The sequence below is a fragment of the Bacillus sp. BSL6 genome (assembly GCF_052928345.1).
This window is the reverse complement of sequence record NZ_JAVGCW010000001.1, coordinates 159,598-186,083: the sequence shown is the minus strand read 5'-3', so window position 1 is coordinate 186,083 and position 26,486 is coordinate 159,598. Positions and strand designations below refer to the sequence as shown.

Genomic DNA, 26,486 nt, shown 5'->3' with positions numbered 1-26,486 from the left:
AAAACGCTCGGGATTTTTTCCGAGCGTTTTTTTAATATTTTAATAAGTCTTTCGCCACATCTTCTGGCACTTTAAAACTCATTTTCTTATTTTTCATTTCAACTTCAACATAAGGGACATCTTTATATACTGTCATCGTACCAATTTCATGTAACTCCTTTTTATCTTTACTCGACTCCGATAATTTTGTTGTATCCTCTTGGTACATTTTAAATGTTTTCCCTTGCGGAGTATCTAAAGGAGCCGACTGCATTTCCCACTTATCCATTTTCATGACTTCAAACAGCTTTTGAATTTCTTTCTTATCGGTAATTACTTTCTTCTCACTGGAATCAGTAAGTGATTCAATTTCAACTTTTTGCGCCTTTTCTAAGTTCATATCTACTTTTTCCTTCTTCATACTACATCCTAGTAAAAGAACGGATGCGGTTAGCAGAAGTACAAATAACATAAGGACTTTTTTCATTACTAATCCTCCTAACTACATAGACCTACTTTTCTCGCTTTTTGTTTGCTGAAAGTGAAAATAATACAAAAGTACCACTGCAATAGTATCTATTAATATTGGCACATATAATGGCAAATCCCATTTCATATATACTCTAGTGCAACCAACAAGCACAAATAATATTTCTAAACAAAACAAAGGTTTTACATATTTCATTTCTTCCCTACCATTTCTATTTTCACATGTGGATTCTCTTTCTCAATAAGTGCCAAAAATTCAGTCATATGTTGCGGCATCGCAACCATATGTACTTTGTATGCATTTGTCGTAATTTCAAGGTATTTTCCAACTTGACGAACAACTCTTATATCTTTTAATACAACATCATCATTTAAAATACCGTACTTTAATACACCATCTTCTACTTTATGCTTTTTAATAAATACTTCCCAAACGAGTGGGACATTAACAAGGAAGCATAAACTCATCCCAATTAACGCTGTCATCCACTGCTCTTTATTAGCGATAATCATGACGAGTGGATATACAAACATAAAAGCTAACGTAAGACAAACGAAAATGACTACTGACTTACTTCTTTGAATCGGAAAGTTCATACACGCACCCCCTAACCTAAATTATACCACTTTTTCCATTTTAGTTCATAAAAAAAGGCCATTTCTACATGACCTTCTTAAACAATATATCTATAAAATTTCTTATCCACCTGCAACACTGGAAAACTTTTTGGCAACTCATCTATACTCACACTTTCAAAACCATTCTTTTCATAAAAGCGATGCGCCGCTAAAAATTTCACTGTCGTTCCTAAGTAAATATCCTTCAGCTTTTTATTCTCAGCCCACGAAATTGCTGTTTGGAGCAACTTATGTGATGCACCCCACTCTTTTCCGCGAAATTCTTTTTTTACGAACATTTTTCTTAACGCTACTTGATGATTCCCAATATCTAATAAAGCTACTGTTCCAACTACTTTACCATCATAAATTGCTACCCAAAAGTTGCCATGATTCCTTTGATAAAATGTTTCTATTTCAAGCAGGTCCGGCTGCTCTTCTTTCGTAATGGGGACATTGTACTCTTTTTGCTGAATATGAACGATAAGATCTACTACTTCATCTTGAAACGTACTTTCATACGGAATAATGCGTATCTTCTCGTTCATCGAATCTCCTTCCACTCTGAAGCTAATAAACTATATACAGCGATATCGTGGAAGTGATCGTATAGCCATTCTTCATCTCTTAAAATACCATCTAACTTAAATCCTAAACGTTCTGGGATCGCGCGGCTTTTCACATTTTCAACACCGCATCTAATTTCCATTTTATTTAATTTTAAATTCCCAAATGCATAGTGAAGTACAGCCTTTACGCTACGCGTCATAATACCTTTCCCGCCAGCATCTTCTGCCAGATAGTAACCGAGACTTGCCGCTTTCTTCCCCCAGCTCACTGGATGAATACCTACCATCCCAACGAGCTTTCCTTTATAACGTATGCCACTTTCAAAACCGTCTCCCTCTGCAAACTTCTTTAACCACATCGGACAAATCTCATTATAAACATCAGCAGATTTCGTCCCATCTACCCAAGGAAGCCATCTTCTTAAATGATTGCGGTTTTGATTTATTAATTGATATAGTTCCTCTTTATGATGCTTCTCTAATAATTGTAATTCGATTTCGTCGTCTACCCGGAGTGTGAACATGTTTTTTAGCTCCCCTTTTTATTTTTTCTTATTATTCTAACATTTCTAAATAAAAAATGTTAAATATTCACACTTTCTTTTGATTTTATTTGTATAAAACCTGATGAACACAATACTCCCGTAATAACCAATATCATCCCTATACATTGTGCGGGTGCTATATTTACTCCCTCTACAAAAGAAATAATCATTGTAACTACAGGCACTAGATTAAAAAATAAAGATGTCCTTGCTGCACCAATTTGAGCAATTCCATTATTCCACCATAAGTAACCAAGCACACTCATTCCAATTGCCATAAAGAGAATCGCTCCCCATGCCAACAAAGGAATTTCTAAAACTGGTACTATACTTTTTTGTGTAGAAGATATGATCATAAAGGCAAGTGCACCAATAGTCATCGTATATGTCGTCGTTTGTATTGGATTACCAGTTTTAATAAACCTTCTGCCTAGCACGCCGTATAACGCCCAGCAAATATTTCCTAATAAAATATAAAAATCCCCTTTTGAAAATGATAAATTTTGTAGTGCGGTAAACGAGCCTTGTGTAAGCACAAAAACAACACCAAGTAGTGCAAGTAACATTCCAACACCTTGGCGCTTTACTATTGTCTCCCGTAAAATGACACTTGCTAATAACATCGTAACAAGCGGATTTGTTGCCATAATAAGTGCACCATTCATAGCTTCTGTATGTTTCATTCCCAAAAAGAAAAAGAAGTTAAAGCCGAATACACCAACAATACCTAACAAAAAGTAATAGACCCTATTCTGCCTCCATACCTCTACCTCAAAATCTTTTCGTATTTTTAACAGACATAACATCACAAATGCAGCAATCCCAAAACGCCATGCTGCTATATGAATCGCTTCGAAATACTGCACCGCATATTTCGAAGCATTAAATGTTCCACCAGTAAATATCGCAAATCCTAATAACTGCGCATATACTTTATTTTTCATTGTCGGCCTCCAAGTCTTTTCCTTCTAGAAAACCGTAATAGATTTCTAACTTCTCTTCTGTTAGCTGGACAACTTTTCGCAATTGTTCTTGCTGTTCTTTTAACCTTTCTAAATGAGTTGTTAAAATTGAAATTCTCTTTTTTACTTTCGCTGGCACTTCCTCTTTCCTCTGCCTAATTTCCTCTATAATGCATCCATCACTTGCAAACTCAGCCATCTCTTCTAATGACATTCCAGTTTGTTTTAATGAACATAAAAATTTTAATAGGCGCACATCACCTTCTGTATATTGACGAATCCCGCTATTTCGCGTTGGTGGTGGTACTAATCCTAATTTCTCATAGTAACGCAAAGTATGAATACCCATCCCTGTTAATTCTGCTACTTCACCGATTTTATACATGTTTTCTCCCCCTTGTTTTTACATATTCATCTTACAACCTAGAGTTAGCTCTAGGTCAATACGTAAATAAAAATCAAACACAACAAAAAAGACGCACAGCTAAGCTATGCGTCTTTTCTATTACTTCTCTGCAACTTGAACTTCTTTTACGTAAGCTGCTTCGAATTTTTGGATGTCTCCTGCGCCCATGAAAATGAGAACGCCGTTTTTATGTTTCTTTAATACATCCGTTGTTGTATCTGTAATTAATTCTGCACCGTCAATACGCTTTTGCAGATCTTCGATTGTTAATTCACCTTTGTTTTCGCGCGCTGATCCGAAAATATCACATAAGTATACTTGATCAGCTTTGCTTAGGCTTTCAGCGAACTCATCTAAGAACTTTTCTGTACGTGAGAATGTGTGTGGCTGGAATACAGCGACAATTTCACGCTCTGGATGTTTTTGACGAGCAGCTTCAATCGTTGCATTAATTTCTGTCGGATGGTGTGCGTAGTCATCAATAATAACTTGCTCTCCCATCGGCTTCTCATTAAAGCGACGTTTTACGCCTTCAAAAGTTGTTAACTGATGCTTAACTGCTTCTACATCAACATTTTCATAATGGCAAAGCGCGATTACTGCTAATGCATTTAATACGCTGTGATTGCCGTATCCTGTAATTTTGAACGTGTCATAGTACGTATTACGAACGAATACATCGAAAATAGTACCATCTGTTCTCTTTTGAATGTTACGTGCTTGGAAATCATTATCTTCTCCAAATCCATAGAAAATAACAGGTACTTTCGCTTGAATTTTTTGAAGTTCTTCATCATCTCCACATGCAATAATGCCTTTTTTCACTTGCAATGCCATCTCTTGGAATGCACTGAATACATCATTGATATCTGTGAAATAATCTGGATGATCAAAATCAATGTTTGTCATAATCGCATAGTCTGGATTGTAAGACAAGAAATGACGACGATACTCACAAGCTTCAAATACAAAATACTTACTATTTTCTACCCCATGCCCTGTTCCATCTCCAATAAGGTAAGATGTAGGGTGTGCACCTTGCATTACATGGGCTAACAAACCAGTTGTTGATGTTTTTCCATGTGCACCAGTTACAGCAACACTTGTGTATTGGTTCATAAGGTCACCTAAGAAGTGATGGTAACGATGTACTGGGATGTTTAATTCTTTTGCTGCTACGATTTCTTCATGCGTATCAGGAAATGCATTTCCTGCAATAATCACTTGTCCTTCTTTTACATTACTTTTATCAAAAGGAAGAATCGAGATACTACGCTTTTCCAACGCTGTTTGTGTAAAGAAACGCTTTTCATAATCAGACCCTTGAACAGTATGCTTCATGTCATGAAGAATTTGCGCTAATGAACTCATTCCTGTTCCTTTAATTCCTACAAAATGGTAAACTGTCATCTTAAAGAACCTCCAACATTTCGAACTAATACAACGGCCTATCTATAAGACAGTATATGAATCTTTTCTTATTTTGGTAATCATCATACATTTTTGATGTAGTGAAGTTATTCTTCCCTTCACTTATCAGGATAAACTCGTACGTACTTCTTTTTTATGTCCATAACAAATCCATTATAGCAAAAAAGAAGCCGCTATACTATGATAACAGAAAAACTGATAGGGTCAATCACCTATCAGTTTTTCTCTCTCTTACATATCTTCTCTTTTTTCTAATTGAACACGTTCTAGACGTGGGTTTGGACGATATTTACGACCAGCTTTCGCTTCCGGTTTTCCATTTAATTCTACGTTATCACCAGTAAAGCCAATATTCATTTTTAATAAGCTACTTCCTACTCCGTATATATCAACAGGTACGTTTTGAGCTTCAAATTCACGAATACGTTTCTCATCAAATCCACCAGTTACAACGATGTCTACATGCTGGAATCCTTCTTCATCAAGTGCTTTACGAAGTGCGAATACAAGCGATGGGTTTACACCACGTGGATCGAATGTTCCAAGTACTTCTGGGTGGCGAATGAAGTATTGATCAATCATCGTGCGAGACGTATCTACACGTACACCTTTTAATGTTGATCCAAATTCACGTGCTACGCGAAGTGCATCTGTAATGACATCATTGTTGTAATCAATTAATACAACTAATTCATCTTCTGGGAATTTTTTATGATATGCTTTTGCCGCTTCCACAACATCACCATTAAACATTTGAATTAATGCGTGAGGCATTGTCCCCATACCACTTTTGCCCCACCATTCATTCATCGCATGCGTCGCTTGTGCGCTCATACCACCGATGTATGCTGCATAACCGTCACCAGCTTGTTGTGTATAATGATCATCACGGTCTCCCATGAAAATAACTGGTTTTTCTTTATCTACGCTACGTGCAGCTTGGACAACGTTATATACGTTTGTCGCAACCGATGTACGACGAGCTAAAATCCCATCAATAACACCTTCTAAAAATCCGAAATTTTCATAAGGACCATGAATTGTTAACACTGTTTCAAATGGACTAATTTTATCGCCATCTTTTAAAGAGTTAATCTCAAGTTCCTCAGGATTTTTAGCGAATGTTTGTAGCAATGCAATAACTTCATCTGTTCCGCAAAGAACTGCATTTTCCTTTTGGAAAAATTGCATCGTTACAACACTTTTCGGGCGAAATTCTTCGATGATTTCTCTAGTCTTTAAAAAGTAAACGGCAGAGAACCAACCTTCTCCAACGCGTTCGTCAAATTTAAATGTTTTATTTGTTAGTCTATTTATTTCACCTTTTAATTTTAATTCAATTTCTTTCATGTCGCTTTACTCCCTACTTTACTATCCAACATTTTCTCTTAGTATACAGCAAAACCGTTTACTATACATTTGTTTCCTGCATAGCGGCAAATTCATCCTCAGAAATAAGGACATCTCTTGGCTTCGTTCCTCTTGCTTCAGAAATAATTCCTTGCGATTCCATCTCTTCAATGAGACGTGCCGCGCGATTATAACCGATGCGGAATTTTCGCTGTACAGAAGATGTGGACGCTCCCCCTTGTTCTACAACAAATTGACATGCATCAAGGAACAATTCGTCTTCCGACTCAGCCTGTTCTGTTTTCGCTAATAAATCCTCTTGCTTAAATAAGTAATTCGGCTTCATTTGCTTTTTCACATGATCAACTGTCTTTTCAATCTCATCATCCGATACATATACACCTTGTACACGAACTGGCTTAGATGTACCGTTCCCTAAGAATAACATATCACCACGACCAAGTAATTTCTCCGCGCCCCCAATATCAATAATCGTACGCGAATCAACTTGAGATGATACAGTAAACGCAATACGCGTTGGAATGTTTGACTTAATTAAACCTGTAATAACATCTACAGATGGACGCTGCGTCGCTACTAATAAATGAATACCACAAGCACGTGCTTTTTGCGCAATACGACAAATCGCTTCCTCAACATCACCAGGTGCTACCATCATTAAGTCGGCTAGCTCGTCAATGACAATAACGATATAAGGTAATGTCTCTCCCGGAATTTCTCGCTCACTTACAATCGTATTGTAACGAGTTAAATCACGAGCTCCTGCGTGCGCAAATAATTCATAACGGCGCTCCATTTCTTCAACTGCCCATTTTAATGCAGCTGTCGCTGCTTTTACATCCGTAATAACAGGTGCTACAAGATGTGGAACAGAATTGTATGGTGCAAGCTCAACCATCTTCGGATCGATTAACATTAACTTCACTTCATGTGGTTTCGCTTTATATAAAATGCTCGTTAAAATGGCGTTAATACACACACTTTTACCTGACCCTGTTGCACCCGCAATAAGTCCGTGTGGCATTTTTCGAATATCCGTTACAATTGGATCACCTGAAATATCAAGTCCAAGCGCAACTGTAAGCGGTGATTCACTCTTTGTAAACACAGGACTTCTTAAAATTTCACGAAGAAATACTGGCTTACTTTCTTTATTGGGAACTTCGATTCCAATCGCACTCTTCCCTGGAATCGGCGCTTCAATACGAATATCTTTCGCAGCTAAACTTAGCTTAATATCATCACTTAAGTTTGTAATTTTATTTACTTTTACACCTGGGTCTGGCTGTACTTCAAAACGAGTTACTGCTGGACCTTGCGATACATTAATAACATGTGCGCCAACGTGGAAATTATTAAACGTTGTATCTAATAATTCTTTCTGTTCTTCCAACCATTCCGTATTATCTAACGCTGCTTGCTGCGGAATCGATAGTAATGTTAATGATGGAATCGTATACGTCGGTGGCGTTTGCAATACATTGCGCACATCATTCTCTCTTTGATTTACAACATATGCTTTCTCTTCTACTTCCGTACTTGAAATTGGCTTTTGTACTTGCTCTGCCACTACTTGTTGTACTGGCTGCACTTCTTCCACTTGTGGCTCTACTACTTGCTGCACTGGTTTTTCTTCCACTTGCAGTTCTACCACTACTTGCTGCATTGGCTTTTCTTCCACTTGCGGTTCTACCACTACTTGCTGCATTGGTTTTTCTTCCACTTGTGGTTCTACTACCACTTGCTGCACTGGTTTTTCTTCCACTTGTGGTTCCACTACTACTTGTTGCATTGGTTTTTCTTCCACTTGTGGTTCCACTACTACTTGTTGCATTGGTTTTTCTTCCACTTGTGGCTGTTCTTCTACTTGATGTACAGGCTTATTCTCTACTCGTTCACTCATAGAAGGTTGCATTGCATTCGTTCTAGACGCATGTCTTTCCATTAATCGCGCTCTATCTTGTTTCAACATAACAACATTAAATGGTACGTGACGCTTTTTCTCACGTTTTGGTTCTTCTTTTTGTACAACTGGTTGTTCTTCTACAATCGGTGTTTCTTCTGCAGCTGGTTGTTCTTCTACGACCGATGTTTCTTCTGCAACTGGTTGTTCTTCTACGACCGGTGCTTCTTCTGCAACTGGTTGTTCTTCTGCAATCGGTGCTTCTTCTACAACTGGCTGTTCTTCTACGACCGGTGCTTCTTCTGCAACTGGCTGTTCTTCTGCAATCGGTGCTTCTTCTACAACTGATTGTTCTTCTACTACCGGTGCTTCTTCTGCAACTGGCTGTTCTTCTGCAATCGGTGCTTCCTCTGCAACTGGTTGTTCTTCTGCAATCGGTGCTTCTTCTACAACTGATTGTTCTTCTACGACCGGTGCTTCCTCTGCAATCGGTGCTTCCTCTGCAACTGGTTGTTCTTCTGCAATCGGTGCTTCTTCTACAACTGATTGTTCTTCTACGACCGGTGCTTCCTCTACAACTCGTTGTTCTTCTGCAATTAAAATATCCGCAAAGCTTTGAACATCTTTTTTCGTTTGTTCATCAGCCTCAGCAACATGTATGCATTCATTCTTTTGTTCAATTGCTTTATTTAACACCATTTCTTGTTGCATTTCCTCAAGTGCTACAGGTTCGGCTTCTTCTGGTGCTTCTGTTTCTGCAATTACTTCCACTTCTTCTGATTCTTCCGCTTCCGCAATTACTTCCACTTCTTCTGATTCTTCCGCTTCCGCAATTACTTCCACTTCTTCTGGTTCTTCCGCTTCTGCAATTACTTCCACTTCTTCTGACTCTTCTGCTTCCGCAATTACTTCTACTTCTTCTGACTCTTCTGTTTCTGCAATTACTTCTACTTTTTCTGACTCTTCCGCTTCTGCAATTACTTCCACTTCTTCTGGTTCTTCCGCTTCTGCAATTACTTCCACTTCTTCTGGTATTTCTACAACAATTGTTTCTGCAAGTTTTTCTTCTGCTTTGACAATCACTGATTCTTCTGGTGCTTGTTTTTCTACTTCAATAGTAGGTTGTTCTATTTGTGTACTACGTTTAATTTCTTCTGATAATATCGTATCCTCGTGCTCTACTTTAGAATCTACTAATTCCTCTTGTAGAATGTTTTTGTCCACTACATCACTTTCTTGCTTCGCACCTTCCATGCGCTCAGCAATTGTTTCATGAAGTAATTCAGCCGCTGGAACTTCCTGCGGTGCACTCATTTCTTGAACCACTTCTTTTTCTTCTACTATAGGCTCTTGGCGTTCGATTTCATAACCGTTTTTCTCTAGCCATTGATCGACAACTGACTTTTCTTCCTTTTTACTCTCTTCATATTGTCGCTCTCCTTGCTGGTTAGCAGCTCCATGACTAGAAGAAGTCGGTGCTTGTCCATCTGAGAAATCAGATAATGTATATCCTTTTTTCTCTAACCATGCATCAACGACTGATTTGCCCTCTACAGATATTTCAAGGTCTTCTCTTTCCTTTACTTCCTCCTGCTTTTCTTCCTTTTTCTCTACTGAAGGACGATTATATCCGTAAATTGGCGAAATCATTTCTGTTGGACGAAATGGTCTACGGTTACTTTCTTGCGCTGGTGTAGATGCTTTCTTTACGACAGGTTCTCGCTCCGGTTCATATTGCATTTCCGGTTCTTCATATGTAGAAACTACCTTCTCCACATACTGTCGTCTGCTTCTTTCCACTTTGATTCCTCTTTGAATAGGCTCATTTTCATATGTTACAGCTTGAACAGGTTGTTCTTCAAAATGCCCTGTTTCTATAACATCCTCTTCATCGAACCCATTATCCGGTACTAATGGAAAACGGCATTTACCTGCATTCCTACTTGCCATTTGTGCTTCTCTTGCTTCAGTGTAGTGGTTTACACGAGGAATTTTCGGCTGACTTTCAACTTGCTTTGGTACTTCTTTATTCATCGCTGTTTGTTCTTCCTCTTTGTTAAACAGCTTTTTCATCCAATCTAACATGCTTACCACTCTTTCTACTAAATAGTAACATCCTTTATTGTATCAGCATTCGGCAAAAAGTGCAGGTAAAATTAAGCATGTCATATTTATCCATAATATTCTAATTTACGATTGTTTTCATATAGAAAAACGCACCCTTACATGTAAGACTGCGTTTAAGCTTTACTCTTCCAATATTCATCTACACTATCCGTTACACTTTGCACCAATCTCAAAGTTTTTTATAATTGTTTTATAATTGTTTTATAATTGTTTTATAATTGTTTTATAATTGTTTTATAATCTCATCTATATTTCCAATATGAACGGGTTGCCACACTTCTGTACCACGCTCTGCCGTATACACTGGATACGCATCATCATCGATATTCACGAAAACTGGGTCTCCCATATCTGTTTCATATCCAATAACAATCCATTCATCTTTCCATTTTCCGTGTTCTTTACTTATTAATGAATTTTTATGTTTATCATATCGATAACCAATTTGTCCTTTTTCTAATTCATTTTGACTAAACAAATATATCTCATAAGTACCTAACTCGATATCTTGCTGTTTTGAAGTTTCAATTCGTTTCAGAAGTTCTGCGATTTTTGGTTGTTGTTTCATAAGTCTATCCCCTTCTATTTTTCTAAATTTTAACTAGATTGTTCATAAAATACAATATAGATTTTGTGAAAAAAGGTGACATCCTTATGAATATGAATGATTTTCTGAATATATCTATCACAACTCGCAATATATCAACGATTCAACACAGGATATCGATTTACTGACAAAAAAAATGAAAAGAGAGGTCATCCAAAAGGACAACCTCTCTTTTCTTATATCAATTAAAATTTAAATTCTTGTCCAACTTCAAAGCTATCTTCTAATACAAGAATACCTTTTTCTTGTGGAGCATCTGGAAGCTCTAATTCACGTGCTGAACAAATCATTCCAGCAGAAGGAACTCCGCGAAGCTCAGCTGGCTTGATTAACATACCGCTTGGCATTACAGCGCCGATTTTTGCAACGACAACTTTTTGTCCTGCATCAACGTTTGGTGCGCCACATACAATTTGTAATGTTTCTGTACCGATTTCTACTTTACAGATGTTTAGCTTATCGGCATTTGGGTGTTTCTCTTTTTCAGCTACATAGCCTACAACAAATTTCGGAGAAAGATCTGCTTCTACTGTTTCTTCAAAGCCGTTCTTCGCTAAAATTTCGTTAATTTTTTCTACAAGCTCTTTCGTTAATGTAAGGTTACCTGTTTCTTTTACTTCTAAGTAAGAAGATGCATTAAAGATGTTGAATCCTGCTGTTTCGTTGCTTTCACGGTCATATACGCGTGCAACATCTCCTTTGCGATCAAAAGTACGGTTCTCTAAAGTAATATCTTGTAAGGCAACAATTAGAGTGTCACCAATTCCTTCAAGGTTGTAAAAAACGTTCACTTCGTTCATCCTTTCTCTTTTCCATCTGTCTTCTTCCGATTCTTCGCTAAAATAAAGATTGGTTCAAAGTCCCCATCTTCATATACGAATGAAAGTGATGTAATCGGAACATGCCCTTCGGCAAAAAATTTCATTGTCATTTGTGCAATAATATCATAACCGATTTCGTTGACGATATCAGCAATAATTAATACATCTTGGTGAGGAACAGCAACAACCATGTCACCAGAAATCTTTTCACGCATCGATTGTAGTAACGATTCGTTTAAAATACGAGTCGCATCATACCCATCATTTGTGTTTAAAAAGTAGAATGTATTACCTGCTACTGTGTCTTGTTTAAATTCATAACTTAATGAGCGAGCGTTGAATAATGCCATTTCACGCACTTGTTGCTCTGTAAGCCCTAATTTTTGTAATAAACGCTCATCAATAAGACGATATGTTTTATTCGAATCTAGCGCATAGTAAATACGTGTTTCCGCCGTATGATCCGTCATAATGAACGGATTTCCTTCTTCTGCTTGTTTCGGGAAAGAAGTAGAGCGAATAACAGGTAAAATTTTTGCCGCGCTATTTTCTTCCTTATGCATCGCAATTAACGCTTCTTGTACGTAGTAGGCAACCTCTTCAATCGCCTTTTCTTTATTCACTTCCCATTTTGCTACAACTCCTGGAAGCGATACGTTAATACCTTTTTTTGAGTCTTTCTGTTCTATACGTAGAACTTCTTTCTCACTATCATACTGAAAGTCCCATTCCGGGCGAGATAATCTCTTCATTAACTCGTCTTTCATCTTTTTACTTGTCATCTTCATCTCTTTTTCCTCCCTTCCAAAAAAATAACCTCCCCCGCGAAGGTAGAGGTTGTTTTACAATTCAATTGGCAAATAGCCTTATTTTAAACCTTCAATGAACTCTTCGATTTGTTCTTGTGTTTTACGATCTTTGTTTACATAGCGACCTGTTTCTTCACCTTTATTGTACGCTACAAAGCTCGGAATGCCAAATACGTCTAATTTTACGCATAGATCAATAAACTCATCACGATCTACGTAGTAAAATGAGAAATCACTATATTTCTCTTCTACTTCCGGCATAAATGGATCTACGAAGCGGCAGTCTGGACACCATTCTGCTGAGAACATAAAGATTACATTCTCTTCATTTTTTAACTCTTGGAATTGCTCCATGCTTTCTAATGATTTCATCTATATTTCCTCCTCTAACGAGTGCATTTTTTCATGTTATAATCTTTCCTTTATACTACCATACATCGCGCACGGTGCAAGGTTTATGCTTGCTTTTCATCATACTTATATTGCCCAACAAGTAACTTAACAACGTGTACAAATAATTCCGTACGGTCCACATAATCATCCGTAAAAATACCGATAGCACCTTCATGACTACGAATATCTTTTCTCTGTACAAACTCTTCCATCACTTCACTTAACTCCTTACCACCTTCAAGAGGTGCTAAAAAATCATCCGGTAACGTAATACGTGCCCCGCCGGCAACGAACGTTTTACCATCACTTGTTGCTAGCGCGCCCCAGTTACACATAAATAAACCGTACTCCGTTTTCATCACGCCGCCTTCTAGTCCAATACCAATTTGAGCTTCTCCTTCCTCTAGCGCTCGCTTCGCTCTATTGATCGCTCCTTGCATCGTCTCTTCATCTGAAAACGGTTGTGCTGCTACTCCTGAAGGAACAGAAAGAGATGTAATTTCGGCATCTTTCCAAACCTTCTCCACAGCTCCAACCTTCGTTTTATTCTTTGATCCAACTACTACTTTCATTTCGTTCACCTCTATAAAAATTTATCATCTTACTTTAATCAAGTTATTCTTTATACATGGGAGCACCGCCACCATGACCAATTACTCGATTACCTCTTCACTCTAAAAAGAAGAGGTGATCGAGTAACATTGCGGACCTCTACACAAAAACAGCCTACCTCTCTCTTCATACTCGGGATCTTAATACATCATTCGAACACTAATTAGGCACTAACCGCTACCATACATCGTTCGAGCATCTATTCAACCTAAAAAAAGAAGGGTTTTTCGCCCTTCCTCCTTACGCGTTATTTTTAATTGTCTCTAACGTCGTTTTATCCGTTGCTCTTACAAGCTTCGTAATTAACTCTTTTGCTGCCGCATAGTCATCAACATGTAAAATAGAAGCATGTGTATGAATGTAACGTGCGCAAACACCAATCACTGCTGATGGGATACCTGAGTTACTTGTATGTACACGGCCCGCATCTGTACCACCTTGCGAAATAAAGTATTGGTACGGAATGTTATGTGTTTCTGCTGTATCTAAAATGAATTCGCGCATTCCTCTATGCGTTACCATCGTACGGTCATAAATACGAAGAAGAGCACCTTTTCCTAATTGACCGAACTGTGTTTTATCACCAGATGCGTCGTTGGCTGGACTTGCATCAAGCGCATAGAAAATATCTGGTTGAATCATATTTGCAGCAGTTTGAGCACCGCGAAGACCAACTTCTTCTTGTACAGTCGCACCAGAGTACAATGTGTTTGGTAATGTTTCGTCTTTTAATTCTTTTAGTAATTCGATTGCAAGGCCACATCCATAACGGTTGTCCCAAGCTTTCGCCATAATTTTCTTTTCGTTTGCCATCGGCGTAAACGGGCAGATTGGCACGATTTGTTGTCCTGGTTTTACACCAATCTCAATCGCATCTTCATAGCTATCTGCGCCTATATCAATTAACATATTTTTTATATCCATCGGTTTTGCACGTTGCGCATCACTTAATAAATGAGGAGGAATAGAACCAACAACCCCAATAACAGGGCCATTCTTCGTCATAACTTGAACGCGCTGAGCTAATAGTACTTGGCTCCACCAGCCGCCTAAAGGCTGAAAACGAAGCATTCCGTTTTTCGTAATTTGTGTAATCATGAAACCTACTTCATCCATATGACCTGCTACAAGAACACGCGGGCCAGTTTCGTCCCCTTTTTTCAGCCCAAATACGCTACCTAAACCGTCTTGTACAATTTCATCTGCATATTTGCTTAATTCTTGCTTCATAAAACGGCGTACATCATGTTCGAAACCTGATGCACCTTGTAATTCTGTTAACGTACGAAATAATTGTAATGTCTCTTTATTCACGAAGTCCCCTTCTTTCAAACCTTAGTAGAATACCTCTTTTATTGTAACGAAATTTTCGAAATGTTTCTAGTTTCTTCTTTTTTAGCTGTATTTGCTTTATAATTATTATCGGTACACTATTTTTATTTTATAGAATTGAGGTGAATATATGAGCTGGAAAGGTTTAGTAGCAGGTCTTGGCGTTGGGTTCGCAGCTGGTTATTTCGTTGCAAACAAAGTACAAGAACAATCCCATATTTCTTCAGAAAAAGCATTGAAAATGGTGAAACAAGCATTAAGTCATAAAGGTGAAATTACTGGCTCTTGGGTACATATGGTTCCAGAGACATTTGAAAAATATGATGTCGCGTATGAAGTGTATCGCGGCGGTCTTACAACGATGTTAAATGATATACAAGAACGATTTGAATTTTTAGTTGATGCTAAAACAGGTACTGTTTTAGAGGTTATAGCAGCATAAACAGGAGGGTTCCCATTAGGTGAACCTCTTATTTTTTAATTGCAGATAGTGATTGAAATTATATCGGCGTTTTTTCGAATATATCGGCGCAACTCCGTTTATATCGGCGATTTCCCAATTATATCGACTTGCAGACAAAAGCCGACAATAAAAAAGAGATCGCTCCAGCAAATATTCTGGAACAACCTCCTATTTTTATGCTTCTATACTCGTTTTTCTCTCTATCTTTTCTACAATATGCCCTTCTTCATTCCACTTTACTGCACGATAATACGCGTCATGATAAAACGTAAACCAAGCATCCTTTTCAGCTCCATACTTCATCCACTTTTGCTTATTTTCAATTGATGTCATCGGATAATCATCATAAGCCATTACCCATAATACATTTTGATGGGCGTGCGTCGGCAATAGGTCTGCTAAATGCAGCATCGTTTCCCCTTTGCTTTCCAAAGCAATAACTGCATGTCCATTACTATGTCCACCTGTATGCGCCATTTTTATTTCATCCGTAATTTCTATTTCTTGCTGAAACGTAACAACTTGATCTACAATCGGCTCCCAATTTTCCTTCCAATATGTATTACGGGATCTAATATTTGGATTTCTCATTTCATTCCACTCTGTTTCACTTACGTAAACTTTCGCATTTGGAAAAGTTGGTACAAGTTGATCACCTTCCCATTTCGTTAAACCAGATGCATGATCAAAGTGAAGGTGCGTCATTAAAACGTAATGAATATCTTCAGGCTTTAGTCCCAGCTTTTCTAAAGAATTCTCAACTGACGACTCTTCCGTTACACCTTGATTCCGCTTCATCTTTTCATTCAATTTACCATTTCCTATACCAGAATCAATGAGCATGTTGCCATCTTTCGTTTGTAAAAGTAACGGATCTGTTCGTAAATAAATATGATTTGTATCATTATGTTTATATTTACGTGACCAAAGTACTTTCGGTACAACGCCAAACATTGCTCCTCCATCTAAATGTGTGTTCCCACCTTTTAGCCACGTCACTTTTATATCTCCAATTTGTAACTGTTCCATTTTTCATCCCCCTTTTCTTACAATACTAACATAAAATTCTGATTATTTTAGACACAAAAAACCTATGCATTACTGCATAGGCTCTGTACGATATTTTGCTTCTACTCGGTAAATGCGATGACCTTTACTAGAGAATTTCTCTTCGTACTCAGTCATAATGTTACCTTCAAAGTCGCTGTTATGAAGATCTAAGCTTAAGTAAGTTAGTAACATACCATACTCAGCCATACTCATAAGAGAATATTCAAATAAACCTTGGTTATCTGTTTTGAAATGAATTTCTCCGCCTTCTACTAACACTTCTTCATAATTGCGTAAAAACGTTTTATACGTTAAACGACGCTTCGTATGACGTTTCTTTGGCCATGGATCTGAGAAGTTTAAATACACGCGATCAATCTCACCTTTTGCAAAGAAAACTGTTAAATCTTCAGCATCTTTATTAATTAACTTTAAGTTCGGTAATTCTTCTTCAATTAATTTATCAAGTGCGTCTACAACAACACTTGTGAATTTTTCAATTCCAATATAATTAATATGTGGATTCGCTTTTGCCATATCATACATAAAGCGGCCACGACCTGTACCTACTTCGATGTGAATGGGTTGCTCATTTCCAAATACTTCTTTCCAGTTACCAGCGCGCTCCTCTGGGTTTCCGATTACGATATGTGAATACTCATTAATTCGATCCATTGCATATGGTTTATGTCTTAAACGCATAGATGTTTCCCTCTCTTTACATAGCTATTTTAAAGGAATAATTCCTTCTTTCTGTTTTAATCAATCTACCAAACAAAAAACCAAGTACGTACGAGCACTCGGTCCGTTTCTTTCAAGTATAAGATGTACCATTTTGATAAAAACTACATACAGCATTAAACATTCCATGACGAAACAGCTTTTTCTCTTACTTTTCTAAGAAGAGAAAAACAATCGAAAGGATGATCCGTTCATGCCAATTAATCAACAACATCAATTAGAAGTGCTGAAAGATATTTTAGTCAATCACCAAAGTGATTGTTGCGGGACAGTTTCTGAATGCGAGCAATTAGAGCGTCTCATTCAATCGTTACTCGCAAACGATAATATAAGTAGTGACGCTAAAGCAATGCTAAACGATGTATATTCTTATAGTCAATCGGGTAAATCTTCCTCTAATTTGGACAACCACATTTCCAATAATCAAGAACAACTTACTCAGTGGATTGCTGGAATGGACAATTTTTCTTAAGTATTACTCTGAAGCAAGTAGTTGCTGTAAATATTGATGCCAATATTCAGCTTCTGCTTGCTGCTTTTTTGTTGTATGCCATTGAATAGACAAAATCGTTTGTGCTATCACATACCATCTCATACGTTTAAGCAGCGATTCATCCATTTCAATATCATAATAACCGAGCCACTCACTCCATTCTTGGCGCGGAATGTACCAATATAATAACATACCGAGGTCTAAAGCTGGGTCAGCAATTACAGCTCCATCCCAATCAATTAAAAACAACTCATCTTCATCCGACAATAGCCAATTGTTATGGTTTACATCACAATGGCATACAACGAATTCGTTGTATTCAATATCTTTTAATGAATCCATTAAATATTGAAGACCTTGCTGAATTGTTTCCTCATCCCTTATATCTCCTCTTAAAACAAGTTGCAGTTGTTGTAATAACTCTTGTGCGTGAAGCGGCTGCTTCCCAAGTCTCTGAATCATCTGCACAAGTGCTTTAGAGGAGTGTATTTTCTTCAAAAGTTTCGCAACACGTTCTAGTTTCATATCCTCTGGCTCTAACTTCTGTCCCGGAAGCCATTTTTGAGCAGAAATTACATCACCGTTCGTTACCCTTCTTGTCCAAAGTAATTTTGGAACAATTCCTTCTGCTGACAATACCGCTAAAAAGGGCGATGTATTCCGCTTTAAAAATAACTTCTGTTGTCCGTTTTGCGCAATATATGCATCGCCCGTTACTCCACCAGCCGGTACAAGACTCCACTCTTTTCCTAATAATTGTTCCAACCATTCCATATTCATTACCCGTTAACAAATCCTTATCTTTTATAGTTATGAAAAGAAAAACCGCAACATTTCTACACATGTTGTGGATTCATATATATTTTACTGTAAATGAAAAGAAAATTTGGCATAAGCCAAAAACTCTCTATTTTATTTTACAAAACCAGCCATAGAATGACAACTTATCAAAATCGTCACCTTTGTCAATTCTACATTTATTACATTCTCACCGTCAAGTAGCGATTTGTCACATTATCGTCAATATATACGTGCTAATTGGAGAGAGCCTAAGTTCCTTTCCTCTAAATGAAGAAATTGGCTCTATTTTCGCTTGCTTTTCGTTTACTAACACATGCCACGTTTCTTCTTTCGGAAGTTGCACCGTTTTCGCTTCTAAACTGCTATTAAATAAAACGACAATCTCTTTCCACGGTCCAAACGATTCTACGTGCTCTAAGTGGTATGCAAGTACTTCTGGCGATGTTTGCAAAAAAGTCATGTGCTTTTTTATTAGGTCTGCGTTTTGTAATCGGAATGCTCCGTGCTCTTTACGAATCGCAATTAAACCTTTTATATAGTTAACGGTCTCTATTTCTTTCTCTTTTCGATCCCAATCTAATTGATTAATTTCATCATTTGCATTATAACTATTTTCATTCCCTTGCTTCGTACGATAAAACTCTTGCCCCGCATGTAAGAAAGGGATGCCTTGCGACAGAATCACCATTGCAGTTGCTAGCACGTGACGTTTTTTCAAAATCTCTTCCGACTCTTCATTACTGCGCATTAGTTTATCCCACATCGTCATATTGTCATGACATTCTACATAGTTAATGCTTTGCACAGGCTCTAGAAACAAACCTGTTTCTTTCATACTCAAAAGGCTTCCTGATACTATATACTGCAAATGATTACGATCTACATGCCCACCAAATGCAAAACCACGTTTATTTATATGAAAGGTACTTCCCTTTATCCCATCACGAAATTGATCATTAAATTGCGCAATATGCGGCATTTTGTTTGCATTATTTAACGTTGCTTTTTCCTCTAGAGGAAGTGGTGTTTGCAGATCCCACCCTTCTCCTAATAGCAATGCATCTCGCTTTATGTTTCGCACTTCTTTTTCTATTATATTTATTGTATCGACATCTAAAATCCCCATTAAGTCGAACCGGAATCCATCAACATTGTATTCCGTAAGCCAATATAAAATAGACTCTACAATGAATTTCCTCATCATTTTCCGTTCAGATGCTATATCATTTCCGACTCCCGTCCCATTAGAAGGCATACCATTCTCACCATGACGAAAATAATATCCTGGGACAAGCTTTTCAAATGATGATAGCTCTCTTTCATACACATGATTATATACAACATCTATAATCACCCTAATGCCGTGTTCATGAAATGTTTCAATCAGTTGCTTACACTCTACGATCCTGTTATACGGGTCAGATGGGTTTGTAGCATAAAATCCCGTTGGCGCATTGTAATATAATGGATTGTACCCCCAATTATATGCAGAGGAAGGGTTTGCCTCATCTACACCACCGAAACAATATAAAGGCAATAATTCAACATGTGTAACACCTAAATCTTTTATATGAGACAAACCTGTTAACGTCCCATTTTGTCCTTTTGTTCCTTCTTCCATTAGCCCTTTATATGTTCCTTTTTTACTCACTCCACTGCCCTCATGAATAGTAGCATCACGAATATGCAGTTCATACAATATGGCATCTGTCATTGCTTGTAAAGGTGGTAATTGCCCTCGCTTTGTTACATTCGTCTTTTCCAAATCAATAACAACGCCGTACTTCCCATTTACAGTCACTGATTTTGCATAAGGATCCACAGCTTCGTTCCATATTAAATTTATACAAACAAGAAATGTATACTTTTCCCCGGCTAAATCGCCGTACAATGTATGAGCCCAAACTCCATTTTCTTCTCTGTACATTTCGTAATCTGTATATTCTTTATCACTTTTATAAATTCTTACTTTCGCAAGCCTCGCAGTTGGAGCCCATACTTTAAATGTAGTTGCTTCTTTTTGATATACAGCACCTAAATCTGTACCTTCGTAATAATACTTTTCATCAAAAATCTCTGTTCTTATGACAGCACCTATTTGTAAATCTGTTTCTTCATTCCGTTCATCTCGTACTGTATAATACTTCCCCACATCTAGCGGCTCTTCTATAAAGCACTCATACTTCGTTGCATCCGGAAGCGCAATTGTATGAGCAATCGGTAAATCTTTCACGTTACTTCCTTCTTGCAAACGAAATGTCCGACTTGTTCCATACGCATGTGGGAGCAAAATTGTAATTTTATTCATTTCATCTAAATAGGCATCAAATGGACGTTTTACTTTCAACATAAAAAATCACCATCATTCTTAAAGTTAAAATGAAACGAGCTGCAAATGATAAGGCTTTTCTTATCAGCGAAGCCCTATACAGTAACACATTATTCTTTATAGTATATTCACCTGTATAAAAAACGTTTTCATACATTCTATTTTTGTAATTTTATTTCAGCAATCGCTTTATACTTCGGCGTTTCTTTCACGTGAGATTCGTATAAAGTAATCGTATCTGCTTGAAATGATATTTCAGGCACTTCCTTTATATGTTCTAAATTAAACTTTTCTTCCCCTACCCATTTACGAGCAACAGTAATATGCGGATGATACGGGCGCGTTTCTAAAGAAAATCCATTCCCTTCACAAATAGCGTGTACTTGCTTTTGTAATGGAAACAAATCTTGATTCTCACTTACCTTTGCCCAAAAAATACGCGGTCTGTCTTCCATACCAAACGTTGAAAACCCTTGTAATGTGAACGATAGTTCTTTCGTTTCTATAAGTGTTTGTAATCCATTCTTTATTCCTTCTAATTGTTCCTCTGTCGCACTACCTAAAAATGAAAGGGTAATATGATAGTCTTCTTTATGTACCCACGAACGAAATGGTAATTCCTCCTGCATTTCCTCTCTATAGTTAGACAGCACTTCTTTTATATGATTTGGTAACGTAATCGCGACAAAATAATGTGGCTCCATGTACATCTTCTCCTTCTTTCTATTGTTGCTTTTCTTTCTTATCTCATTCCATTAAAAAGAATCCAACTTCCCTACAAGTCTAACCAAGTTCAGGTCGCGTTAATAGATGAAATGATATCGACATTTCGACAAGGAACATCTGCTTACCAACAAACGACACGTAATAGAAAACCGTCCCAAAGAATGTATCGGGACGGTCTTTTATTATTTATATATCCATTACTTCGCTAATTCATAAATTGCTTGCGCGTAAATTGCTGTTGCTTTTAATAAGTCTTCAATTTCAATATACTCATCTTTTTGATGCGCAAGTTCTTCTTTTCCAGGGAACAATGGGCCAAATGCAACACCAGCTTTTAATGAACGAGCGTAAGTACCGCCGCCAATTGCTAATAGCTCTGCTTTTTCACCTGTTTGTTCTTCGTATACACGTTGCAACGTACGAATTAATACGTGATCTTTATCAACGTGATGCGGGCGAGAGTTCGAATAATCCGCCACTTCAAATCCATGAGTACCCACATATTCTTTTAACTTTGCAATCATTTCTTCAAAGTTAGTCGTAACTGGGTAACGTACGTTTAATCCGAAATTGCCACCATTTTCTTTCGTATAAGAAAGGCGACCAACATTCACTGTTAACGGACCACTAACTTCATCTTTATAAGCAATCGTAGCCTTTTCTCCAAAAATATCACCAGTAAATGTTTCTGTTGCAAACGTTGCAAATGCATTTGCTTTTCCATCAAGAGAAACTGTAGTTAAGAAGTTTGCCAGTAATAAACCTGCATTTTCTCCTTTTTCAGGAGTAGATCCGTGAGCTGAAATTCCTTTAATTTGCAACGTTACTGTATTACCTTCTACAATTGCTTCACCTATTTTTTTAGCAGTTTGTAAATACTCTTCATATGCTACTGTAAGTGCATTTACATCTTCTCCTGTAACAACCGCTTCTGCAAAATCAGGAACCATATTTAAACGGCGACCTGACTCAAATGAAACAAGTTCATATGTACCTTGCTTCTCTTCACTACCATTTTGCACAACTTGTATATCAGAAATTCCTTTTTCTGCATTAATAATTGGAAAGTCCGCGTCTGGCGCAAAACCGATTGTTGGCATTTCTTCGTTTTTAAAGTAGTGATCTACACATTTCCAATTGCTTTCCTCATCTGTTCCTAAAATCATACGAACGCGTTTTGAAAGAGGTAAACCTAATTCTTTCACAATTTTCATCGCATAATAAGCTGCCATCGTTGGGCCTTTATCGTCAATTGCACCACGTGCAAAAATCTTTCCATCGCGAATATCTGCACTATATGCAGGAGTCGTCCAGCCATCGCCTTCTGGTACAACGTCAACGTGACAAAGAATACCTACCAATTCTTCTCCTTGTCCCATTTCAAGATGACCTGCATACCCTTCTAAATTTTTAGAAGTAAAACCTTCCGTTTCTCCTTTATGTAACATGAAAGATAAAGCTTTTTCTACACCTTCACCGAACGGTGCGCCCTCTTTTGCCGACTCTTCTTCCCATACACTTTTAATTTGTAAAAATTGTTGTGTATCACGAATTAAATCATCTTTTCGTTTTGCAACTTCTTCTGTCCAATTAATTGCTGACATCACGCATCCATCCTTCACTATATTGTTTCTTTCATCATAACAAACCGAAATCTCTTATGCCATACACGAAAACCAAATACCGAACAATTGTAATATTTCAGATATTTCTTATTAGTTTTTCTTTTATTTTTTCAAAAAAATTTGCAGGAATTTGGCGTTTTACGTAGAATTTTATGTGTTAGTTGACTGACCATATATACAATGTCAACTACCAATATTTTTCTATATGAATATTTGTTAAATTTCTGTAAAATTTAAGTAGATTAAAGCATGAATTTTATCATGTAGAGTACAATGGTAGTAACGACCTTCTTTCCTGAATGGGGTCAAAAAAACTAGTAGAGGAGTGGTTTTCTCTTGAAACCTACAACTACTCGTATGCTAACACGCATTAAATCAATTTATATGTACATCAATGAAAACGGAACGGTAACGACGAAAGACCTTGTAGATGAGTTCGGGATCACACCGCGAACGATACAACGTGATCTAAATGTGTTGCAGTTTAATGAACTCGTGTATAGCCCTTGCCGCGGTAAGTGGACAACAACAGGAAAGAAAGTGAGAATGACCTCATAACGAAAAATAATTGTATGTAAATAAATACATACCCCTTTCTAACTCATTAGAAAGGGGTCTTTTCTGCGCCTAAAAATAGTACTATTTCTCAGTATCTACTTGATATGTTTTTAACATCTCTACTTCTTCATCTGTTAGCTCTCGGTATTGTCCAAGTTCTAGCTCTTCATCTAACACTAACGGCCCCATCTCTGTTCTCTTTAAGTAGACTACTTTTTTCCCTACCGCTTCAAACATACGCTTCACTTGATGGAACTTTCCTTCTGTAATGACAAGCTCGATTTCAGAAATATCATCGCTTTTTAATATTGTAAGTGCACCTGGCTTTGTTTCATAGCCATCATCTAAAATAACACCTTTAGCAAACTCTTTTACATCCTCTTCTGTTACTACTCCTGCAACGTGTGCATAATATTTTTTCGGCACATGCTTTTTCGGAGATAACAATTGATGTGATAACTTCCCGTCATTTGTTATTAATAAGAAACCTTCTGTATCAATATCAAGTCTTCCAACTGGGAACGGATTAAAAATCGCATCTTCTAACTCTAATAAATCTATTACCGTTTCATGATTATCATCTTCTGTCGCTGAAATAACGCCTTGTGGTTTATGCATCATTAAGTAAACAAACTCTTTATATTCCACGACTTCACCGTGAATCATAACTTCTTGTTCTTCTACATTTACATGAACCTTTGCATCTTTCACCGGTATTCCATCAATTTTCACAACGCCGTCTTTCAATAATTTCTTTACTTCTTTTCTACTTCCATATCCCATATTTGCTAATAATTTATCTAATCTCACGTTTTTCACCTTCTTTATTTATCATAGAAAAGGGGACGTAATTACGCCCCTTTTGATTTCAACTTTATTTTGAATCTATTGCCAAGTTTACGTTGGATCTTCTCTAACGCTTCCCCGCCAAATACTCTTTCAAGTACTCCTGTGCGAATCGCTAACAATCCGTAAACGAGACCGCCAAGACCTGCACAAATCGCAACTGTAATAAGAGCGCCAATTCGGCCATCCGGCGAAATCATGAAGGATAGAATCCATTGTGATAGTTTTACGACCACAACCATTACAAATGTTAATACTGCAATTTGGAATGTTCTCTTATATACAACACCGAATGAATAGTGTGCGTATTTTTTAATTTGTTGATTTGTGTACCAAACAGAAGCTAAGAAACCAACAGCTGTTGCTAGAATTGCCCCTACTGTACCGAAATAACGAATAAAGATTACGTTACATACAAATTTCAAAATAACACCCATTATAAGTGCGATAATCGCATGCTTTTGTTGGTTAATACCTTGCAGAATTGCCGCTGTTACTGTAAATAAAGCGAATAACAACGCAACTGGAGCATACCACATTAATACTTGTCCACCTAATAGGTCTGAATCGTAAAACGCAGTATAAATCGGATATGCAAGTGATGAAATACCGACAACTGCTGGCAATGTTAAGAACATATTTGCCTGGAATGTTTGTGTAATTTGTAACTTTAAATAACGGTATTGCTTTTCAGTAAATGATTTTGTAATCGCTGGTACAAGCGTCAAACTAAACGCTGTTGCAAGTGATACAGGAATCATAATTAATTTATGCGTCCACATTGTGAAAATACCGAGCGCTCGCTCTGCAATATCACCTTGGCCAATCGCTTGCATAATTGAGTTAAATGTCAATGTATCAATTTGTTGATATAAAGGAATTGTTAACCCAATTACAACGTAAGGAATCGCATATGCAAATAATTCTTTAAATAATTGAACAGTACTCACTGTCGATTCTGGTACAGTTTGTTCAATTAAATATTGATCCAAATGTTTTTTACGCTTTAGCCAGTACCAAATGAGTACACCGAGCGCTCCAACTGCTGAAACGAATGCTGCAAATGTCGCTACCCCAACTGCTGTTGCAACTGTACCGCCAAGTACTTTAATAACGATAAAACTACCCGCTAATAAAAAGACGATACGAATAATTTGTTCAATAATTTGCGAAACAGTAGTTGGTCCCATCGATTGGTGACCTTGGAAATAACCACGAATTAAACTCGCTGCCGGTACAACAATAAGCGCAAAACTTACAAGACGAATAATCGTCGTAACTTCTCCTATATTACTGTGTACACTTTGTTTACCAAGCATTGCTTCTGCAAACAACGGCGCCGTCATGTACAGTACTAGGAATGAAAGAACTCCTGTTACTATCATCATAACCATTCCCGAGCGGAACATTCTCCGGCTCGTTTTATAATCGCCAAGCGCATTATATTTGGAAACGAATTTTGAAACAGCAAGCGGCACCCCTGCCGTTGCAATACTTAAAAAGATCGTATATGGAATGTATCCATATGTATAGAGCGTTCCGCCTTCTGTCCCTACTAATGCATGAAACGGAAAGACGTAAATCATGCCTAAGAACTTCACTAAAAATGTCCCTAACGTAACGATAAGCGTTCCGCGCAGAAATTTCGAATCGGACATACAAAAATCCTCCTACATCTACATAAAGTGAAACTATAATTAATTTACTATTCGAGCATTCGAGAACTATTAGACTTCCCCTAACTCATAAGGTTTTAGTCCTATGGCCCACAAATAGCAGGATAGTGCTGAACTCTAACTTTTGTATTGTACCACAATTCTCTCCTTAAGCAGTACTTCACTCTATTTTTCTTTTAAGGGAAAACATGCTATTCTTTTAGG

At 37.4% G+C, this 26,486-nt stretch carries 27 protein-coding genes; 3 read left to right on the top strand and 24 right to left on the bottom strand.

Annotated elements, in window-relative coordinates; translation table 11 throughout:
* Positions 1–31 precede the first annotated feature (31 nt).
* The 16 genes from RCJ96_RS01115 to RCJ96_RS01040 form a co-directional block, all read right to left on the bottom strand.
* Positions 32–466 carry a hypothetical protein gene (locus RCJ96_RS01115; RefSeq protein WP_074606464.1) on the bottom strand — a complete coding sequence of 145 codons (435 nt, stop codon included), beginning with the start codon at positions 464–466 and terminating at the stop codon, positions 32–34.
* Positions 467–481: 15 nt separating this feature from the next.
* Positions 482–664 (bottom strand): hypothetical protein, encoded by a 183-nt coding sequence (locus RCJ96_RS01110; RefSeq protein ID WP_074606462.1) that lies wholly within the window; start codon positions 662–664, stop codon positions 482–484.
* The gene (locus RCJ96_RS01105; protein ID WP_074606460.1) at positions 661–1,065 is read right to left on the bottom strand and encodes a PH domain-containing protein; all 405 of its coding nucleotides are present in this window, start codon (positions 1,063–1,065) and stop codon (positions 661–663) included. The genes RCJ96_RS01110 and RCJ96_RS01105 overlap by 4 nt, the downstream gene beginning before the upstream one ends.
* A 77-nt stretch (positions 1,066–1,142) precedes the next feature.
* Positions 1,143–1,634: a GNAT family N-acetyltransferase gene (locus tag RCJ96_RS01100; RefSeq protein WP_001003140.1), complete on the bottom strand. Its 492-nt coding sequence runs from the start codon at positions 1,632–1,634 to the stop codon at positions 1,143–1,145.
* Positions 1,631–2,179: a GNAT family N-acetyltransferase gene (locus RCJ96_RS01095; RefSeq protein WP_416504137.1), complete on the bottom strand. Its 549-nt coding sequence runs from the start codon at positions 2,177–2,179 to the stop codon at positions 1,631–1,633. Before RCJ96_RS01095 ends, RCJ96_RS01100 begins: the two co-directional genes overlap by 4 nt.
* Positions 2,180–2,238: 59 nt before the next feature.
* Positions 2,239–3,144: a DMT family transporter gene (locus RCJ96_RS01090; protein WP_416504138.1), complete on the bottom strand. Its 906-nt coding sequence runs from the start codon at positions 3,142–3,144 to the stop codon at positions 2,239–2,241.
* Positions 3,134–3,547 carry a MerR family transcriptional regulator gene (locus RCJ96_RS01085; protein WP_416504139.1) on the bottom strand — a complete coding sequence of 138 codons (414 nt, stop codon included), beginning with the start codon at positions 3,545–3,547 and terminating at the stop codon, positions 3,134–3,136. The genes RCJ96_RS01090 and RCJ96_RS01085 overlap by 11 nt, the downstream gene beginning before the upstream one ends.
* A gap of 120 nt (positions 3,548–3,667) precedes the next feature.
* Complete coding sequence (gene murC / locus RCJ96_RS01080) at positions 3,668–4,978, bottom strand: UDP-N-acetylmuramate--L-alanine ligase (RefSeq protein ID WP_000219470.1); 1,311 nt, start codon at positions 4,976–4,978, stop codon at positions 3,668–3,670.
* A gap of 252 nt (positions 4,979–5,230) precedes the next feature.
* On the bottom strand, positions 5,231–6,349 hold the full coding sequence (locus RCJ96_RS01075; protein ID WP_000658369.1) for a nicotinate phosphoribosyltransferase: 1,119 nt from the start codon (positions 6,347–6,349) through the stop codon (positions 5,231–5,233).
* Positions 6,350–6,410: 61 nt separating this feature from the next.
* A complete protein-coding gene (locus tag RCJ96_RS01070) occupies positions 6,411–10,358 on the bottom strand; it encodes a DNA translocase FtsK (protein WP_446699715.1) in 3,948 nt (1,315 codons plus the stop codon).
* A 265-nt stretch (positions 10,359–10,623) separates the two neighbouring features.
* The gene (locus RCJ96_RS01065) at positions 10,624–10,968 is read right to left on the bottom strand and encodes a hypothetical protein (protein ID WP_000813337.1); all 345 of its coding nucleotides are present in this window, start codon (positions 10,966–10,968) and stop codon (positions 10,624–10,626) included.
* Positions 10,969–11,192: 224 nt separating this feature from the next.
* The gene (gene ytpR, locus RCJ96_RS01060; protein WP_001006759.1) at positions 11,193–11,807 is read right to left on the bottom strand and encodes a YtpR family tRNA-binding protein; all 615 of its coding nucleotides are present in this window, start codon (positions 11,805–11,807) and stop codon (positions 11,193–11,195) included.
* The gene (locus RCJ96_RS01055) at positions 11,804–12,616 is read right to left on the bottom strand and encodes a DUF1444 domain-containing protein (RefSeq protein WP_000784614.1); all 813 of its coding nucleotides are present in this window, start codon (positions 12,614–12,616) and stop codon (positions 11,804–11,806) included. Before RCJ96_RS01055 ends, ytpR begins: the two co-directional genes overlap by 4 nt.
* Positions 12,617–12,694: 78 nt before the next feature.
* The gene (locus RCJ96_RS01050) at positions 12,695–13,009 is read right to left on the bottom strand and encodes a thioredoxin family protein (protein ID WP_000838188.1); all 315 of its coding nucleotides are present in this window, start codon (positions 13,007–13,009) and stop codon (positions 12,695–12,697) included.
* Between the two features lie 83 nt (positions 13,010–13,092).
* Positions 13,093–13,602, bottom strand: coding sequence for a DUF84 family protein (locus RCJ96_RS01045; RefSeq protein WP_416504750.1), 510 nt, complete (start codon positions 13,600–13,602; stop codon positions 13,093–13,095).
* Positions 13,603–13,882: 280 nt separating this feature from the next.
* Positions 13,883–14,956: a M42 family metallopeptidase gene (locus RCJ96_RS01040; protein ID WP_002170155.1), complete on the bottom strand. Its 1,074-nt coding sequence runs from the start codon at positions 14,954–14,956 to the stop codon at positions 13,883–13,885.
* A 148-nt stretch (positions 14,957–15,104) separates the two neighbouring features.
* On the opposite strand from RCJ96_RS01040, the gene RCJ96_RS01035 reads away from it, so the two are divergent.
* Positions 15,105–15,416, top strand: coding sequence for a PepSY domain-containing protein (locus RCJ96_RS01035; RefSeq protein WP_000118540.1), 312 nt, complete (start codon positions 15,105–15,107; stop codon positions 15,414–15,416).
* Between the two features lie 195 nt (positions 15,417–15,611).
* Here RCJ96_RS01035 and RCJ96_RS01030 read toward each other — a convergent pair whose 3' ends face one another.
* Both RCJ96_RS01030 and trmB read right to left on the bottom strand, forming a co-directional pair.
* Positions 15,612–16,466, bottom strand: coding sequence for a YtnP family quorum-quenching lactonase (locus RCJ96_RS01030; RefSeq protein ID WP_416504751.1), 855 nt, complete (start codon positions 16,464–16,466; stop codon positions 15,612–15,614).
* A gap of 69 nt (positions 16,467–16,535) precedes the next feature.
* Positions 16,536–17,189 (bottom strand): tRNA (guanosine(46)-N7)-methyltransferase TrmB, encoded by a 654-nt coding sequence (gene trmB / locus RCJ96_RS01025; RefSeq protein WP_001239380.1) that lies wholly within the window; start codon positions 17,187–17,189, stop codon positions 16,536–16,538.
* A gap of 232 nt (positions 17,190–17,421) precedes the next feature.
* Here trmB and RCJ96_RS01020 point away from each other — a divergent pair, with 232 nt between their 5' ends.
* Positions 17,422–17,700: a YtzH-like family protein gene (locus tag RCJ96_RS01020; RefSeq protein ID WP_001122234.1), complete on the top strand. Its 279-nt coding sequence runs from the start codon at positions 17,422–17,424 to the stop codon at positions 17,698–17,700.
* Between the two features lie 3 nt (positions 17,701–17,703).
* Here the strand turns inward: RCJ96_RS01020 and RCJ96_RS01015 are convergent, their stop codons facing one another.
* The 4 genes from RCJ96_RS01015 to pepV form a co-directional block, all read right to left on the bottom strand.
* Positions 17,704–18,501: a phosphotransferase family protein gene (locus RCJ96_RS01015; RefSeq protein ID WP_001055736.1), complete on the bottom strand. Its 798-nt coding sequence runs from the start codon at positions 18,499–18,501 to the stop codon at positions 17,704–17,706.
* A 229-nt stretch (positions 18,502–18,730) separates the two neighbouring features.
* Positions 18,731–20,872 (bottom strand): type I pullulanase, encoded by a 2,142-nt coding sequence (gene pulA / locus RCJ96_RS01010; protein WP_416504752.1) that lies wholly within the window; start codon positions 20,870–20,872, stop codon positions 18,731–18,733.
* Between the two features lie 137 nt (positions 20,873–21,009).
* The gene (thpR, locus tag RCJ96_RS01005; protein WP_000433233.1) at positions 21,010–21,555 is read right to left on the bottom strand and encodes an RNA 2',3'-cyclic phosphodiesterase; all 546 of its coding nucleotides are present in this window, start codon (positions 21,553–21,555) and stop codon (positions 21,010–21,012) included.
* Between the two features lie 219 nt (positions 21,556–21,774).
* A complete protein-coding gene (gene pepV / locus RCJ96_RS01000) occupies positions 21,775–23,181 on the bottom strand; it encodes a dipeptidase PepV (protein WP_446699714.1) in 1,407 nt (468 codons plus the stop codon).
* Between the two features lie 357 nt (positions 23,182–23,538).
* Between pepV and RCJ96_RS00995 the strand changes: the two genes are divergently transcribed.
* On the top strand, positions 23,539–23,760 hold the full coding sequence (locus RCJ96_RS00995) for a DeoR family transcriptional regulator (RefSeq protein WP_000805512.1): 222 nt from the start codon (positions 23,539–23,541) through the stop codon (positions 23,758–23,760).
* An 81-nt stretch (positions 23,761–23,841) separates the two neighbouring features.
* Here RCJ96_RS00995 and RCJ96_RS00990 read toward each other — a convergent pair whose 3' ends face one another.
* Both RCJ96_RS00990 and RCJ96_RS00985 read right to left on the bottom strand, forming a co-directional pair.
* On the bottom strand, positions 23,842–24,570 hold the full coding sequence (locus RCJ96_RS00990) for a pseudouridine synthase (protein ID WP_001234931.1): 729 nt from the start codon (positions 24,568–24,570) through the stop codon (positions 23,842–23,844).
* Positions 24,571–24,611: 41 nt separating this feature from the next.
* Entirely contained in the window at positions 24,612–26,264 is a 1,653-nt protein-coding gene (locus tag RCJ96_RS00985) for a putative polysaccharide biosynthesis protein (protein WP_416504754.1), read from the bottom strand.
* Positions 26,265–26,486 lie beyond the last annotated feature (222 nt).

What these genes read in the sequence shown, in the direction of transcription:
- pulA (WP_416504752.1), bottom strand. Translation starts at nt 20,872, where the DNA reads ATGTTGAAAGTAAAACGTCCATTTGATGCCTATTTAGATGAAATGAAT.
- RCJ96_RS01110 (WP_074606462.1), bottom strand. Translation starts at nt 664, where the DNA reads ATGAAATATGTAAAACCTTTGTTTTGTTTAGAAATATTATTTGTGCTT.
- RCJ96_RS01105 (WP_074606460.1), bottom strand. Translation starts at nt 1,065, where the DNA reads ATGAACTTTCCGATTCAAAGAAGTAAGTCAGTAGTCATTTTCGTTTGT.
- thpR (WP_000433233.1), bottom strand. Translation starts at nt 21,555, where the DNA reads ATGGAGCCACATTATTTTGTCGCGATTACGTTACCAAATCATATAAAA.
- RCJ96_RS01115 (WP_074606464.1), bottom strand. Translation starts at nt 466, where the DNA reads ATGAAAAAAGTCCTTATGTTATTTGTACTTCTGCTAACCGCATCCGTT.
- RCJ96_RS01045 (WP_416504750.1), bottom strand. Translation starts at nt 13,602, where the DNA reads ATGAAAGTAGTAGTTGGATCAAAGAATAAAACGAAGGTTGGAGCTGTG.
- RCJ96_RS00985 (WP_416504754.1), bottom strand. Translation starts at nt 26,264, where the DNA reads ATGTCCGATTCGAAATTTCTGCGCGGAACGCTTATCGTTACGTTAGGG.
- RCJ96_RS01020 (WP_001122234.1), top strand. Translation starts at nt 17,422, where the DNA reads ATGCCAATTAATCAACAACATCAATTAGAAGTGCTGAAAGATATTTTA.
- RCJ96_RS01090 (WP_416504138.1), bottom strand. Translation starts at nt 3,144, where the DNA reads ATGAAAAATAAAGTATATGCGCAGTTATTAGGATTTGCGATATTTACT.
- murC (WP_000219470.1), bottom strand. Translation starts at nt 4,978, where the DNA reads ATGACAGTTTACCATTTTGTAGGAATTAAAGGAACAGGAATGAGTTCA.
- RCJ96_RS01070 (WP_446699715.1), bottom strand. Translation starts at nt 10,358, where the DNA reads ATGTTAGATTGGATGAAAAAGCTGTTTAACAAAGAGGAAGAACAAACA.
- RCJ96_RS01085 (WP_416504139.1), bottom strand. Translation starts at nt 3,547, where the DNA reads ATGTATAAAATCGGTGAAGTAGCAGAATTAACAGGGATGGGTATTCAT.
- RCJ96_RS01050 (WP_000838188.1), bottom strand. Translation starts at nt 13,009, where the DNA reads ATGAAATCATTAGAAAGCATGGAGCAATTCCAAGAGTTAAAAAATGAA.
- pepV (WP_446699714.1), bottom strand. Translation starts at nt 23,181, where the DNA reads ATGTCAGCAATTAATTGGACAGAAGAAGTTGCAAAACGAAAAGATGAT.
- ytpR (WP_001006759.1), bottom strand. Translation starts at nt 11,807, where the DNA reads ATGAACGAAGTGAACGTTTTTTACAACCTTGAAGGAATTGGTGACACT.
- trmB (WP_001239380.1), bottom strand. Translation starts at nt 17,189, where the DNA reads ATGCGTTTAAGACATAAACCATATGCAATGGATCGAATTAATGAGTAT.
- RCJ96_RS01030 (WP_416504751.1), bottom strand. Translation starts at nt 16,466, where the DNA reads ATGGAACAGTTACAAATTGGAGATATAAAAGTGACGTGGCTAAAAGGT.
- RCJ96_RS01100 (WP_001003140.1), bottom strand. Translation starts at nt 1,634, where the DNA reads ATGAACGAGAAGATACGCATTATTCCGTATGAAAGTACGTTTCAAGAT.
- RCJ96_RS01065 (WP_000813337.1), bottom strand. Translation starts at nt 10,968, where the DNA reads ATGAAACAACAACCAAAAATCGCAGAACTTCTGAAACGAATTGAAACT.
- RCJ96_RS01095 (WP_416504137.1), bottom strand. Translation starts at nt 2,179, where the DNA reads ATGTTCACACTCCGGGTAGACGACGAAATCGAATTACAATTATTAGAG.
- RCJ96_RS01015 (WP_001055736.1), bottom strand. Translation starts at nt 18,501, where the DNA reads ATGAATATGGAATGGTTGGAACAATTATTAGGAAAAGAGTGGAGTCTT.
- RCJ96_RS01035 (WP_000118540.1), top strand. Translation starts at nt 15,105, where the DNA reads ATGAGCTGGAAAGGTTTAGTAGCAGGTCTTGGCGTTGGGTTCGCAGCT.
- RCJ96_RS01075 (WP_000658369.1), bottom strand. Translation starts at nt 6,349, where the DNA reads ATGAAAGAAATTGAATTAAAATTAAAAGGTGAAATAAATAGACTAACA.
- RCJ96_RS01055 (WP_000784614.1), bottom strand. Translation starts at nt 12,616, where the DNA reads ATGAAGATGACAAGTAAAAAGATGAAAGACGAGTTAATGAAGAGATTA.